A 14,121-nucleotide genomic window follows, 5' to 3' on the forward strand; every position below is an offset into this window, starting at 1 on the left:
CGTTCCGGTCCGGCAGACATCGTTTCAAACACTTTGCATATCCCTGGAGAAATCAATGAACGCCGTTCGTTTCCAGCAGGTGTCGCGCCATTTCGGCCAGGTCCGCGCTGTGGACCGCGTCGATCTGGAGATCGCGCCCGGCGAATTCTTCGCCATGCTCGGCCCTTCCGGTTCCGGCAAGACCACCTGCCTTCGGCTGATTGCCGGCTTCGAGCAGCCGACGGGCGGCCATATCGAGATCTTCGGCGAAACTGCCGAAGGCGTGCCGCCCTATAGGCGCAACGTCAACACGGTGTTCCAGGATTATGCGCTCTTTCCGCATCTCAATATCCTCGACAACGTCGCCTACGGGTTGATGGTCAAGGGTGTCGGCAAGGCCGAACGGCTGAAGGCCGCCGAACAGGCGCTGGAGCTGGTCAAACTACCGGGCTATGGCGCCCGCCGCCCTGGTCAGCTCTCCGGCGGCCAGCGACAGCGCGTGGCGCTCGCCCGCGCTCTGGTCAACAAGCCGAAAGTGCTGCTGCTCGACGAACCGCTCGGTGCGCTCGATCTGAAGCTGCGCGAGCAGATGCAGGAGGAGTTGAAGAGCCTGCAGCGAGCGCTCGGCATCACCTTCGTCTTCGTCACTCACGATCAGGGCGAGGCCCTATCCATGGCCGACCGCGTCGCCGTCTTCAACGACGGCCGCATCGTGCAGCAGGGTACGCCGCACGATATCTATCAGCGGCCGAAGACCCGCTTCGTTGCCGATTTCGTCGGCTCCTCCAATGTCATTGCCCCCGAAACCATGTCGTCGCTCGGCGGCGAACGGCGTTGGGCGAGCCTGCGCCCCGAAGCCATCCGGTTGACTGAGGAGAGCGGCGTGGCGGCGATCGTGAAAGCGACGAGCTTTCTCGGTGCCGCTACCCGCCTCTCCGTCGAAGCAAACGGCACCCGGCTGCATGTGACGGTACCCGCCGGGCAACTAGCCCCGGATACCGGTGCGTCCGTCCGCCTCGCATGGCTGCCTGCCGATATTCATTATATGGACGACGCCGCATGAACGCCGCCGCCTTCCCCGCTTCGTCGAGTCAAGCATCGGCCTCGATCCTGCCGCGCCGCGGCGGCGTCTTCGGCCGCCTCTCCGATCTCTTCTGGCGGCGCCCGAAACTGCTGTTGTTCCTGATGCTGACGCCGCCGCTGCTCTGGCTCGGCATCATCTATATCGGCTCGCTGATTGCGCTGCTGCTGCAGAGCTTCTTCTCGATCGACGACTTCTCGGGAATGGTGAATTACGAATTCACCCTCTCGACCTATGCGCAGCTGTTGAATAGCGCGAACTTCGACATCATCGTGCGCACGGTGGTCATGGCAGCTCTCGTCACCATCGCCTCCGCCTTCGTCGCCTTCCCCATCGCCTATTATGCGGCGCGCTATGCGCAGGGCAAATGGAAGGCACTCTTCTATCTCGGCGTCATGCTGCCGCTCTGGTCGAGCTACCTCGTCAAGGTCTATGCCTGGAAGCTGATCCTCGCCAAGGAAGGCATCCTCACCTGGATCTTCGCAAAGCTGCATCTCGGCTGGCTGCTCGATGGCGTGCTCGCCTTGCCCATCATCGGCGGCAATTCGCTGTCGGTCAGCTATATCGGCACCTTCCTTGTCTTCGTCTATATCTGGCTGCCCTATATGATCCTGCCGACGCAGGCAGCCCTCGAGCGCGTGCCGGCAAACCTGCTGGAAGCCTCCTCCGATCTCGGCGCAACGCCGAAGCAGACCTTCCGCACGGTGCTGCTGCCGCTCGCCTTGCCTGGCGTCGTCGCCGGCTCCATCTTCACCTTCTCGCTGACCCTGGGTGACTACATCATCCCGCAGATCATCGGCTCCTCGCGCCTCTTCATCGGTCAGGCCGTCTATACACAGCAGGGAACCGCCGGCAACGTGCCGCTGGCCGCCGCCTTCTCGGTCGTGCCAATCGTCATCATGGCCACCTATCTCTGGGTCGCCAAAAAGCAGGGAGCTTTCGATGCGCTCTGATCGTGGCCAACGCGCCTCATTCCCCCTGAAGATCGCAGCCGCCGGCGGCCTGCTCTTCCTGCATCTGCCGATCCTCTTGATCTTCGTCTACGCCTTCACGACGGAGGAAAAGAGCTACCAGTGGCCGCCGCCGGGGCTCACCTTGCAATGGTTCGGCATCGCCTGGAACAGGCCGGATGTCTGGTCGGCACTGGCGCTGTCGGTTCAGGTCGCGACCGTCGCCACCATCATCGCATTGATCCTCGGCACGCTCTGCGCCGCCGCAGTCAGCCAGACGAAGTTTTTCGGCCGCGAGGCGATCTCGCTGCTGGTCATCCTGCCGATCGCGCTGCCCGGCATCATTACCGGCATTGCGCTGCGCTCCGCCTTCAGCCTGTTCGATATCCCCTTCTCGGTCTGGACGATCGTTCTCGGTCATGCCACCTTCTGCGTCGTCGTTGTTTATAACAACGTCGTCGCCCGCTTTCGTCGCACCTCCGGCTCGCTGATCGAGGCGTCGATGGATCTTGGCGCCGATGGCTTCCAGACCTTCCGCCATGTCGTCCTGCCGAATATCGGCACGGCACTGCTTGCCGGCGGCATGCTTGCCTTCGCGCTGTCCTTCGATGAAGTCATCGTCACCACCTTCACCGGCGGCCAGCAGATGACCCTGCCGATCTGGATGCTGGAGGAACTCATCCGCCCGCGCCAGCGACCCGTGACCAACGTCGTCGCCATGGTCGTCGTGCTTGTCACCTTCCTGCCGATCCTGGCAGCCTACTATCTTACCCGCGACGGCGATCAGATCGCCGGCGGCGGCAAATGAAAGGGAGAGAATAATGGATACCCAAATGCTGATCGGCTCCCGCTTCGAAGCCGGTACGGAAACGGAAGAACGCGTTCTCAACCCGAAGACGGGCGAGACCGTTCTCAACTTGCCCGAGGCGTCACTCGGCCAGATCGATGCCGCCGTCGACGCTGCCGAAAAAGCCTTCTCGAGCTGGTCGCAGACGACGCCGAGCCAGCGTTCGGCCTATCTCCTCAAGATCGCCGACGCCATCGAGAAGGACGCCGAAGGTTTCGCAACGCTGGAAGCACTGAACTGCGGCAAGCCTATCAACGCCGTGCTCAATGATGAAATTCCGGCGATTGTCGACTGCTACCGTTTCTTTGCCGGCGCGGTTCGCAACCTGCACGGCCCGGTCGCCGGCGAATATCTGCCCGGCCACACCTCGATGATCCGCCGTGATCCCATCGGCATCGTCGGGTCGATTGCGCCCTGGAACTATCCGCTGATGATGATGGCCTGGAAGCTGGCGCCGGCCATTGCCGGCGGCAATACCGTCGTCTTCAAACCCTCGGAACAGACGCCGCTGACGGCGCTGAAGATGGCGAAGCTTTTGGCTGATGTGCTGCCGGAAGGCGTCGTCAACGTCATCCTCGGCCGCGGCGAGAGCGTCGGCAATGCGCTGATCAACCATCCGAAGATCAGCATGGTTTCCATCACCGGCGATGTCGCAACCGGCAAGAAAGTCTTGCAGGCCGCGGCCAAGACGGTCAAGCGCACGCATCTCGAACTCGGCGGCAAGGCCCCCGTCATCATCTTCGACGATGCCGATATCGACGCCGTCGTGTCAGGCATCCGCACCTTCGGCTACTACAATGCCGGCCAGGACTGCACCGCCGCCTGCCGCATCTATGCCGACGCCAAGGTCTACGACAATTTCGTCGCCGACCTGACGTCTGCCGTCTCCAGCATCAAGTTCAACCTCGCCGACGATACCGAGAACGAAATCGGCCCGCTGATCTCAAAGCGCCAGCGCGACCGCGTCGAAAGCTTCGTCACCCGCGCCGCCGAACACAAGCACATGGAAGTCACCACCGGCGGCAAGATTTCCGGCGAACGCGGCTTCTTCTATGCGCCGACGGTCGTTGCCGGCGCGACACAGGATGACGAGATCGTCCGGCGCGAAGTTTTCGGTCCTGTCGTCTCCGTCACCCGCTTCACCAATCCCGACGATGCCGTCGCCTGGGCCAATGACAGCGACTACGGCCTGGCCTCCTCAGTCTGGACCAAGGACATCAGCCGCGGCATGCAGACGGCCGCGCGGTTGCAGTATGGCTGCACCTGGATCAACACCCACTTCATGCTGGTCAACGAAATGCCCCACGGCGGCCTCAAGCAATCCGGCTACGGCAAGGATATGTCGGTCTATGCGATCGAAGACTATACGGCCGTCCGGCATGTGATGATCAATCACGGGTGATGTGGGGTTAGGCGTAAACCAGCGTTCCTGATTTTGGGGCACCGCTGTACCCCCCTCTGTCCCTTTCGGGACATCTCCCCCACAAGGGGGGAGATTGGTAACTTACAGTAGCCTTTTGCATTCAAACTAGCACCGTATCTGCTGTAGCTAAAGCTTATGGTCTTCGCAGAATATGCGGCAAACTCCCAACGATCTCCCCCCTTGTGGGGGAGATGTCACGAAGTGACAGAGGGGGGTGCCGTACTCTCCACGAACCCTCGAAACCGACCAAACCCAAATTCCACAAACCAAACCGCCCTCGGAACAAATCACCCTTCTCCCGCGTCTTTAAGAAGTACAACGCAGAGGAGATTGCTAAATGCTGAAATGGGCTCTCATTTTCTTTGTGATTTCGCTGATCAGCGGCTTTTTCGGCTTTTCCGGCGTGTCCGCCGCAACCGCAACCATCGCGCGCGTTCTCTTCGCCATCTTCCTGATCATCTTCCTGGTGTTCCTGGTTCTCGCCGTCATGGCCGGCAATGCGGTCGTCTAGCAATATAAGCCGCGACTATCGAAGGGGCGGGCCTAGATCAGGCTCGCCCCAACGTTTATGGCGAGCGCCAGGATCGTGGTATTGAACAGGAATGACAGGATCGCATGCAGAAGCGCCAGCTTACGCATCGAGACGGTGGAAATACCGATATCGGCAGTCTGCGCGGCAACGCCGATAGTGAAAGAGAAGTAGAGGAAATCCCAATAGATCGGCTCCTCCACCGGCTCGGCGAATTTCAGCCCCTGCCCCTTGCCCGGAATGCTGTAAAACCGGTGCGCATAGTGGATGGTGAACAGCGTGTGCAGGAAAGTCCAAGATATCAGGATCGTCACGATCGCCATCATCACGCGGTAGAAGGCGACTTCGGGCGGGGCATCCTTGACACCAAGCAAATCCAGCACAATGCCGCCGATGCTGGCAAGAGCGGCAGCAATCGACAGGAACAACAGGAAACCATCCGAGAAATCGAGATCGGCGGAGCGCTTGCGGATGCGCTGGGGGTCGGCCGTCAGCATGCGATAAAGGCTATAGACGATGAAGACGACGGCGGTCGTATCCCAGGCGATCAGCAGATTGCTGGCATTGAAGTCTCTGGAGGTCAGGAGCAGGAAAACGGCTAGACCAGCAAGCACCGAGATCACGATCACATGGTGCTTGCGCCACAGCACGAGGCCTCTTGAACGATGCAACAATCCGTTCGCATCCATGCCGCTCTCCCGATCGCAAAACGCCCGTCGCAAACCGATTCGCAAACGAGAGTGACAAATAAAAGGAGGCCCCGCAACACGAAGCCTCCGATAGCGAAAACGGCTTCAGCCCGTCCAGCCGCCGTCGATGACGTGGATCTGGCCTGTGGTGAAACCTGCCTCGTCGCCGGCAAGGTAAGTCACCAGCGCAGCGATCTCCTCGGCGGTCGCAATGCGGCCCATCGGCTGGCGGGCGATGAAATCCTTCAGCGCCTTGTCATAGTCACCGGTTGCCTTCAGCCGCTCATGCAGCGAGGGGCTATCGACAGTGCCCGGGCAAATCGCATTGGCGCGAATACCCTTGGCAACGAAATCAGCGGCAATCGATTTAGTGAGCCCGATGACGGCAGCCTTCGAAGCGCAATAGGCGAAACGGTTGGGCACGCCCTTCACGCTGGAAGCAACGGAGGACATGTTGACGATCGAACCCTTGCCCTTTTCCAACATGCCCGGCAGGAAGGCGCGGCAGGTCGTATACATCGCCTTGGCATTGAGGTTGAAGGAGAAATCCCAATCCTTTTCCTCGCAGTCGAGGATCGTGCCGGCATGCACGAAACCGGCGCAGTTGAAGAGCACATCGATCGGGCCAAGTTCTTCCGCGTAGGCCCTGACGGCGGCACTGTCGAGCACGTTCAACACATGCTTGGTCGCACCGTCGAGCGTCGAAAGTGTCTGCTCGTTGATATCGGTGGCGTAGACATGCGCACCAAGCGAGATGAAGCGCTCCGCCGACGCCCGGCCGATGCCCTGTCCCGCCGCCGTGATGACGACCTTCTTGCCTTCCAACCCGTGACCCATAATCCTGATCCTTTCCTCCGGGACCACGATCCTATCCAGTTCCGCCAGCTGCATCGCCGGCACCAGGGATAAGATCATGCAATAACAATCAGTTGGCGTAGCCTTGCGCTACCTTCTGAGGACCGCACAAAGCGGCCGCTCAGCTTGTCAACGAAGACTGTATGTTGTTCGCCACTTGGCAGTCCATCGCTAATCACTCCCCTCCGGGCTGGGACCAATCGTCCGATTGCCCTCTGAACCCTTTACAGACCAATAATTTATAAGCAAACATCTTATTCACTGATCGTCAAGCCGCGTTCACTCACTTGTAAAATTCCACCATTCATATATGAATGATTGATATATTTTGTTGCATGAGAGCTTGTTCATGAGCATAGAAGACGACAGTGATCGTTATCGCGCACCGGCCTTGGACAAGGGGCTCGATATTCTCGAATTGCTGGCGAGGATCGATGGCGGGCTGACGCAGGCGGAAATCGCCAAGGCGCTCAACAAGAGTCCCAACGAATTCTATCGCATGCTCGATCGTCTCGTGCGGCGCGGCTATGTGCAGCGGCAAGACGGCGATCGCTTCTATCTCACCCTGAAGCTTTTCGGCCTGGCGCATTACCATGCGCCGGTGCGCCGCCTCGTCTCCTTCGCCACGCCCCTGATGCGCGAATTCTCCAACCGAGCCGAGCAGGCCTGTCATCTGGCGATATACGATCGCGGCTCCGTGGTCGTCATCGCCCAGCAGGATTCGCCGACCTATTGGGGCATCTCGATCCGTGTCGGTGCCCAGCTCAATCTCTACAACACCGGCTCGGGCCATATTCTCCTGGCATTCAAGGATGAAAAGCAGCGCCAGATGATGATCAACGAGCAAAGGCGCCAGGAACCGGATCCTGAGGAGCCGCCTGCCGATCTCGAAGAGAAGCTCTCGGCAATCCGCGAAAACGGCTTTGAAACCATGGATAGCCTGCAGACAAGCGGCGTTCACAATATTTCCGCCCCCGTCCTGGCGATGGACGGCAATGCGCTGGCCGCGTTGACCTGCCCCTATATCGAAGCCGTGAACCCGAAGGCGCCCACGCGTCAGCAAGTAGTCGAATATGTGCGGCAAACAGCCAAGGCGATCTCTGAAATCGTCGCGGGAACTGTGGACCAGGCCGAGCTATAATTTTTATTTGAATGAATAATTTTTCTGTGAGTATGTAGCAGGTCAGCAGTTTTGGGAGGAACGCCATGCTTTTCGACAGCCATCTTCACATCGTCGACCGCAAACGGCTAGGCTATCCTTGGCTGGCAGATGCCGGCGCACTCAATCGTGACAGCCTTTATGAAGATTATGCGCGAGAGGCCAAACGTCTTGGGATCACCGACACGTTGCACATGGAAGTCGATGTTACCGAAGAGGATATCGAGCGCGAAACGGAATATGTCAAAGGCCTGAGCCGCGAGCCCGGCAGCCTGCTACGCGGCGCTATCGCCGCCTGCCGTCCCGAAAGCCCCAACTTTCCCGCATATCTCGAGCGCGCGCTCGCCGACCCCTTCGTCAAAGGCTTCCGCCGCGTGCTGCATGTCGTGCCGGATGATGTCTCAGAGGGTGTTCTCTTCCGCGAAAACCTGAAGCGGCTCAGCAATACCCGCCTTACCTTCGATCTCTGCGTCCTGCCGCATCAGATATCCAAGGCGATCGCACTCATCGACCTCAATCCCAATGTTCGCTTCATCCTCGACCATTGTGGCGTGCCGGCCGTGAAGGATGGGCTGAGCGAAAGCTGGTCGCTGGGCGTCGGTGAGGTAGCGAAACGGCCGAATGTTGTGGTGAAGATTTCCGGCGTCGTTGCCTATGCCGATCCGGACAACTGGTCGCCGGAAACGTTGCGCCCATTCGTCGAACATTGCATCGCAAGCTTCGGCTGGGATCGCGTCATCTGGGGCAGCGATTGGCCCGTCTGCACGCTTGGCGGCAATCTCTCCGCCTGGGTCGCCGCAACTCATGCCCTAATGCACGGTGTCAGTGCCGACGAACGCGATCGGCTCTATCATCTCAATGCCAAGCGCCTCTGGTCTCTCTAAGGCTGCGCGCTGCCGTCTAACGGCGGCGAACTCGACGCCCTTACCTCCAAATAGAAAGGGCGCCGCATCCCTGCGACACCCTCTCGAATATAGCTCCCTCGATGGAGGGAAGCCCGGTCACCTTCAGGCAGCAGCGAGCTGCAGTTCCTTGCTGACCATGGCGCGCAGCGTGCCGAGGTCCTTCGCGAAAGCGCGAATGCCTTCGGAGAGCTTCTCGGTAGCCATTGCGTCTTCGTTCATCATCCAGCGGAAGGTCTTTTCGTCGACCGCGATCTTCTCGACCGAGCCCTTGGGCTCCGGCGAGAGCTTGCGCTCCAGCTTGCCTTCATCCTTGGAAAGCTCGTCCAGCAGGTTCGGGCTGATCGTCAGGCGATCGCAGCCGGCCAGCGCTTCGATTTCGCCGGTGTTGCGGAAGGAGGCGCCCATGACGATCGTCTTGATGTCGTTGGCCTTGTAGTAGTGATAGATCTCGCGCACCGAGACGACGCCCGGATCTTCCTCAGCCGTGTAGTCCTTGCCGGTCGACTTCTTGTACCAGTCGAGGATGCGGCCGACGAAGGGCGAAATGAGGAATGCCTTGGCGTCGGCACAGGCGATCGCCTGCGCCTTGCTGAAGAGCAGCGTCAGATTGCAGTCGATGCCTTCCTTTTGCAGCACTTCGGCGGCGCGGATGCCTTCCCAGGTGGAGGCGAGCTTGATCAGGATACGGTCACGCTCGATGCCGCGCTCCTTGTAGGCGGCGATGATGGCGCGGGCCTTGGCAAGCGAAGCTTCCGTGTTGAAGGAGAGATCGGCATCGACTTCGGTCGAGACACGACCCGGAACGAGGCCGGAGAGCGCTGCGCCAACGGAGATTGCCAAACGGTCGGCAACCGCGGCAACCACGGCTTCAGAGGCGCCGCCCTGCTTCTTGCCCCAGGCAACGGCTTCCTTGATCGCATCGGCGAACATCGGCGTGCCGAGCGCCTTCAACACGATCGTCGGATTGGTGGTGCAATCCACCGGCTTCAGGCGGGCGACTGCCTCGATATCGCCGGTGTCGGCCACGACCGTGGTCATGGCGCGGAGTTGATCAAGCTTGGAAGTCATAGCAGGTATCCTTGTTGAATGAAGCCCATTGTATGGGAGATGTTGGCAGCAGATCCGGTCTTTTCGCCGGACGGGACCGAAGGCGTCAGGATGTAGCCTTCCTTCCCCTATGTGTCGGTAACGGGATAAAACGCGCTGGAGTTCCATTTCCGGTGAACGGCCGAGCGGTGAAGAAACAACCTTCCGAAAGCAGGCTTTTCACCGGCACCGGGCGCCCTATATGGCTCCCTGTCCGGTCTGGCACTTGCTTGCAGCAGCACTTGCACATTGTCCTCCTCGGTTGGACAAGACCGAATTCCTCATCACCGACTATCAGCAATCTCGCATCGAAAAGTCAAGGACATTTGTGCAATTCGATTGACATAAGTTTCATGTCATAGAATATCGGCAGCAGAAGAGCCGATCTCGCCTGCTCCTGTCATCCGCCATCATTCCTTTTCGCATCTCAGGCGGATCATGACGTTAAACGGCGCATGCGACAATCTCGCCGGAGGACCTGTGGCCAAACTGAGACGCGGAACCCACACCGCCTATTCGGAGACCTCCTCCCTGAGGCTTCGCGCCGCCTGGCTTTATTACAACCAGGGCCTGACGCAAAAAGATGTCGCCGAACAGCTCGGCATTAGCCGCACCACCGTCATCCGCCTGCTGGATGAGGCCATGCGCCGCGCCGAGGTGCAGATCTGGATCACTGAAGGCATCGATGACTGCGTTGAACTGGCGATCAAGCTCGAGCGCACCTTTGGCCTCGATGAAGCGATCGTCGTTCCCGAGCCGGCCAATGGAGATGTGAACGCACAGGCAAAGAGCGTCGGCCTGGCGCTCGGCCAGTTCCTGACCGAAGCCATCCCCGACAACTATACGATCGGCGTCGGCTGGGGCCGGACGATGACCGCGTCGCTTGCAAGCTTCCGCCCGACCCGCCGTGACAATTGCAAAGTGGTTTCCCTGCTCGGCGGCATCGTCGCCGTCCATCAGACCAATCCGATCGATTACACTTGGCGCCTGGCGAGCCAGCTCGGCGCGGAATGCTACATGTTCCTGGCGCCGCTTCTCGTCGACTCCGTCGAGACCAAGCGCAATCTCATCGAGAAATGTGGGCTGGAGGCGATCTACCGGCTGGCGGAAAACCTCGATCTCGCCATCGTCAGCTGCGGCGACATCGGACCGCACTCGACATCGCTGTCGGAAGGTTTCATTTCGAAACGCGAGCTGGAAGAACTGATCGAAATGGGCTGCGTCTGCGACACTATGTTCAACTTCCTCGATGCCGACGGCAATTCAGTCGATCACCCGATCAACAAGCGCGTCATGTCCGTCGATCTCGATACGCTGAAAAAGGCCAAGCACATCGTGATCTCCTCCGGGGGCGCCCACCGCGCCCGGGCGATCAGCGCCACCATCAAGCGCATCGGCTGTAATACTTTGATCACGGATGAAAGTGCTGCGAAGGCGCTGCTGCAGATGGCTATGGCGAAGGCGGCTTGAGGGGCCCTTCGACCGTCAGTTCCGAGCGCGTCGAAAGTGCGATACCCCCTCTGTCACTGTCGTGACAGAGGGGGTATCGCAGGCACGGCAAACTCGGGAGCTTCCTAAGGTATGCCCTCAAGCATCCCCCGCTTCCCATCCAAGCATCGCCCGCTTGCGCGTCAGCCCCCAGTGATACCCCGTGAGCTGTCCGTTCTTCCCGAGCGCACGATGGCAGGGCACGACAAAAGAGATCGGGTTGCGGCCGACAGCCGCACCCACGGCCCGCATCGCCGTCGGCTGGCCGATATCCCTTGCGATATCGGAATAGGTCACCGCGCGGCCCATCGGGATCTTCAAAAGGCTCTCCCAGACGCGGAGTTGGAAATCCGAACCGATCAGCACGACCCGTAGCGGCTGATCACTCGACCAGTTCCCCCGCTCGAAGATGCGGGCCGCGTAAGGTGCAGTCGCATGCGGATCTTCGATGAACTCGGCATTGGGCCAGCGGCAGGTCATATCCGCGAGACATGCCTTCTCATTGCCGGGATCGCTGAAGGCGAGGCCGGCAAGGCCGCGATCGGTGACCATGATCAAGGCAAGACCAAAGGGCGAGATGTGAAACGCGTAGCGCATCACCAGACCGCTGCCCCTCGCCTTCCATTCGCCCGGAGACATCGCCTCATGTGTCACGAAAAGATCGTGCAGCCGGCTTGGCCCGGAAAGGCCAACCTCGAAAGAGGTCTCCAGCAGCGGCAGGTCCTCCTTGCGCAGGAGCCGCTTGGCATGGTCGAGCGTGACGGCCTGAAGGAAGGCCTTGGGTGATAGCCCGGCCCAGCGTGTAAACGTCTTCTGCAGCTGGGTCGGCGACTGCCCGAGCCTTTCGGCCAGCATCTCCAGTGACGGCTGGTCGCGATATTCCTCAGTGATGAGCTCGATGACCTCCCGCACGGTGTCGTAATCCTGACCTTCCGGGGTGATGTCTTTCTTCAGCTGTGCAATCGCATTCATGATCTTTCTCCTTGAAAAGGAGAAAACCACGGCAAGACGGCTAAAACCACCCGTTTCTTGCGCCAGTGGTCTCTCTGCGAAAATGTGACGTCGCCGATTTGGGCAAGCCGCTCATATCCGCTGTGTTACGGTCGCCAAGGCACGTTTGAAGGCCTTGGCAAAGCTCTCACGATCTTCCGGATTGAGGAAGGAGCCGACATCGGTGTCATGGTTTCTGTCGCGGACATGCATGGAAACAACGCCGATCTCGCTGTGACGGCGAACCAGGAACCGCGTCCAGAACGGATTGAAATCATGCTCCACCATGCGGCCCGTCGGCGAGAATTTGCGGATGGAAACGTTGGTGCGCGATACCGTCACCTCTTCGCGCACACGGCCCGAGCGGTAGTTCAGCCAGAAGGCGCCATAGAGCAGGAAGAAATCGGCGCCGAAGAAAATGCCGATCGGCCAGGCGCCGCGCGTGACGAAGAGAATGCTGTAGAAGAGACAGAAGATGCCCGCCAAGGCCAGCATAACCCTGAACCCCTTTCGCGACAGCGAGCGATGGGGAAACAATTCGGCAGCGAAAACCGGCCTGTTGCCGTCTCCAGCCGTATCGGCGTTGCGTTTCGTCATAGGACTTGAGTATAGGTCGCTTATGGCAAATCCAAAGATCAAATCCAGCGCCCAAACCGCGAAAAAGTCAAATGCGACCGCAGGCCGCAAGCCGGCGGGAAAGAGCCTTTATTCCAAAGCGGACCTGGAAGAGGTCTTCCGGCGCTTCTCCATCCAGCGGCCGGAACCCAAGGGCGAGCTGGAGCACGTCAACCCTTTCACGTTGGTCGTTGCCGTGGCGCTTTCAGCGCAGGCGACCGACGCCGGCGTCAACAAGGCGACGCGCGCCCTCTTTGCCGTTGCCGATACACCGCAGAAGATGCTCGATCTCGGCGAGGAGCGCATCCGCGAATATATCAAGACGATCGGCCTTTACCGAAACAAGGCGAAAAACGTCGTGGCTCTGTCGGAAAAGCTGATCACGGATTTCGGCGGCGAGGTGCCGCGCACTCGTGAAGAATTGATCACCCTGCCCGGCGTCGGCCGCAAGACCGCGAACGTCGTGCTTTCCATGGCCTTCGGCCAGGCGACGATGGCCGTCGATACGCATATTTTCCGCATCGCCAACCGGCTGCTATTGGCTCCAGGCAAGACGCCCGACGAAGTCGAGCAGCGGTTGATGAAGATCATTCCCGACCAGTATCTCTACCACGCGCACCATTGGCTGATCCTGCATGGCCGCTATGTCTGCAAGGCGCGCAAGCCCGAATGCGAACGCTGCGTAATCGCAGACCTCTGTCGCTCGCCGGAAAAGACCTGGGACATACCCGCTCCTCTGGTCGAACTTCCGCCTCAGATCATCGGAGCCGAAGCGGCGAGCTAAGCCTATCTTGACCGCAGCTTCGCCTCCCTGTGCGAGATCAGCTTGTGCAGATGTACCATCATGCCGGCAGCAAAGAGCGGCGTCAGCAGATTGAGCAGCGGGATCGCCAGAAACGCCGCGATCACCAGGCCAGCCAGGAAGACCGTGAGGGCGTGCTTGACGCGGAATTCCCGCGCCTCGTCCGGCGAGCGGAAACGCATGGCGGCAAATTCGAAGAATTCCCGCCCCAGCAGATAGCCGTTCACCAGAAAGAAGGCGACGAGATTGACGCCCGGAATGAATAGCAGGAACAGCGCCACGATGTTGCCGACGATGACGACGCCGAGAAAGCGTAGGGAACTCTTCATCGCCGCGACGATTGGCATTGCCGTTCCCGGCGCATCACCCGGATAGTCGCGCTTTTCCACCACTTCGGCGACATCGTCGAGAAATAGGCCGGCAATCAGCGCCGTGACCGGTGAAATCAGCAACGCCATCGCCAATGCCAATGCAATCCCGGCGAAGATGGCAAGAAGGAATGTGAGCCAACCCGTCCAATCCGAGGTGGATGGCATGAAGCCCTGCAGCCAAGGCAATACGAGGAAATTAAAGACGCCCCGCAGCACGAACCACAGCACGAGGAGCGCCAGCAATGTAAGGCCGAGTACCTTCCAGAAAACTTTGCGCGTTTCAGGCGCAAAAAGATTCTCGAAGGAGCGGCGGGCGGCAAGGCCAATCATTCGTACTACCTCTCTCAGTGGC

At 59.8% G+C, this 14,121-nt stretch carries 15 protein-coding genes; 9 read left to right on the forward strand and 6 right to left on the reverse strand.

Features of this window, described 5'->3' with window-relative positions:
* Nucleotides 1-55 precede the first annotated feature (55 nt).
* From AC13RE_RS07845 to AC13RE_RS07865, 5 genes are all read left to right on the forward strand, one after another.
* Nucleotides 56-1,042, forward strand: a complete 987-nt coding sequence (locus AC13RE_RS07845; RefSeq protein WP_488562505.1) for an ABC transporter ATP-binding protein — start codon at nt 56-58, stop codon at nt 1,040-1,042.
* Nucleotides 1,039-2,013, forward strand: a complete 975-nt coding sequence (locus AC13RE_RS07850; protein ID WP_488562506.1) for an ABC transporter permease — start codon at nt 1,039-1,041, stop codon at nt 2,011-2,013. The genes AC13RE_RS07845 and AC13RE_RS07850 overlap by 4 nt, the downstream gene beginning before the upstream one ends.
* Nucleotides 2,003-2,818, forward strand: coding sequence for an ABC transporter permease (locus tag AC13RE_RS07855; protein ID WP_488562507.1), 816 nt, complete (start codon nt 2,003-2,005; stop codon nt 2,816-2,818). Before AC13RE_RS07850 ends, AC13RE_RS07855 begins: the two co-directional genes overlap by 11 nt.
* Before the next feature lie 13 nt (nt 2,819-2,831).
* The gene (locus tag AC13RE_RS07860; RefSeq protein ID WP_488562508.1) at nt 2,832-4,259 is read left to right on the forward strand and encodes a gamma-aminobutyraldehyde dehydrogenase; all 1,428 of its coding nucleotides are present in this window, start codon (nt 2,832-2,834) and stop codon (nt 4,257-4,259) included.
* A 358-nt stretch (nt 4,260-4,617) separates the two neighbouring features.
* Nucleotides 4,618-4,791 carry a DUF1328 domain-containing protein gene (locus AC13RE_RS07865; protein WP_037196276.1) on the forward strand — a complete coding sequence of 58 codons (174 nt, stop codon included), beginning with the start codon at nt 4,618-4,620 and terminating at the stop codon, nt 4,789-4,791.
* 32 nt (nt 4,792-4,823) lie between these two features.
* On the opposite strand, the gene AC13RE_RS07870 is transcribed toward AC13RE_RS07865, so the two are convergent.
* Together AC13RE_RS07870 and AC13RE_RS07875 are read right to left on the reverse strand one after the other, a co-directional pair.
* Nucleotides 4,824-5,498 carry a DUF1345 domain-containing protein gene (locus tag AC13RE_RS07870; RefSeq protein WP_488562509.1) on the reverse strand — a complete coding sequence of 225 codons (675 nt, stop codon included), beginning with the start codon at nt 5,496-5,498 and terminating at the stop codon, nt 4,824-4,826.
* A 105-nt stretch (nt 5,499-5,603) separates the two neighbouring features.
* Nucleotides 5,604-6,335, reverse strand: coding sequence for an SDR family oxidoreductase (locus AC13RE_RS07875; RefSeq protein ID WP_488562510.1), 732 nt, complete (start codon nt 6,333-6,335; stop codon nt 5,604-5,606).
* 367 nt (nt 6,336-6,702) lie between these two features.
* Between AC13RE_RS07875 and AC13RE_RS07880 the strand changes: the two genes are divergently transcribed.
* Both AC13RE_RS07880 and AC13RE_RS07885 read left to right on the forward strand, forming a co-directional pair.
* A complete protein-coding gene (locus AC13RE_RS07880; protein WP_132717617.1) occupies nt 6,703-7,494 on the forward strand; it encodes an IclR family transcriptional regulator in 792 nt (263 codons plus the stop codon).
* Nucleotides 7,495-7,559: 65 nt separating this feature from the next.
* Entirely contained in the window at nt 7,560-8,396 is an 837-nt protein-coding gene (locus tag AC13RE_RS07885) for an amidohydrolase family protein (protein ID WP_488562511.1), read from the forward strand.
* 123 nt (nt 8,397-8,519) lie between these two features.
* Here the strand turns inward: AC13RE_RS07885 and tal are convergent, their stop codons facing one another.
* Nucleotides 8,520-9,485, reverse strand: a complete 966-nt coding sequence (gene tal, locus AC13RE_RS07890) for a transaldolase (RefSeq protein ID WP_488562512.1) — start codon at nt 9,483-9,485, stop codon at nt 8,520-8,522.
* Nucleotides 9,486-9,983: 498 nt separating this feature from the next.
* Here tal and AC13RE_RS07895 point away from each other — a divergent pair, with 498 nt between their 5' ends.
* Nucleotides 9,984-10,973: a sugar-binding transcriptional regulator gene (locus AC13RE_RS07895; protein ID WP_015341197.1), complete on the forward strand. Its 990-nt coding sequence runs from the start codon at nt 9,984-9,986 to the stop codon at nt 10,971-10,973.
* Between the two features lie 117 nt (nt 10,974-11,090).
* Here the strand turns inward: AC13RE_RS07895 and AC13RE_RS07900 are convergent, their stop codons facing one another.
* Nucleotides 11,091-11,963 carry a methylated-DNA--[protein]-cysteine S-methyltransferase gene (locus tag AC13RE_RS07900; protein WP_488562513.1) on the reverse strand — a complete coding sequence of 291 codons (873 nt, stop codon included), beginning with the start codon at nt 11,961-11,963 and terminating at the stop codon, nt 11,091-11,093.
* A 111-nt stretch (nt 11,964-12,074) separates the two neighbouring features.
* Nucleotides 12,075-12,578: a DUF2244 domain-containing protein gene (locus AC13RE_RS07905; protein WP_132717619.1), complete on the reverse strand. Its 504-nt coding sequence runs from the start codon at nt 12,576-12,578 to the stop codon at nt 12,075-12,077.
* A 22-nt stretch (nt 12,579-12,600) separates the two neighbouring features.
* On the opposite strand from AC13RE_RS07905, the gene nth reads away from it, so the two are divergent.
* Nucleotides 12,601-13,380: an endonuclease III gene (gene nth / locus AC13RE_RS07910; RefSeq protein WP_488562514.1), complete on the forward strand. Its 780-nt coding sequence runs from the start codon at nt 12,601-12,603 to the stop codon at nt 13,378-13,380.
* A 2-nt stretch (nt 13,381-13,382) separates the two neighbouring features.
* Here the strand turns inward: nth and AC13RE_RS07915 are convergent, their stop codons facing one another.
* The gene (locus AC13RE_RS07915; protein ID WP_132717620.1) at nt 13,383-14,099 is read right to left on the reverse strand and encodes a sulfate transporter family protein; all 717 of its coding nucleotides are present in this window, start codon (nt 14,097-14,099) and stop codon (nt 13,383-13,385) included.
* Nucleotides 14,100-14,121 lie beyond the last annotated feature (22 nt).

The organism is Martinezella sp. CNPSo 3959, assembly GCF_057784355.1.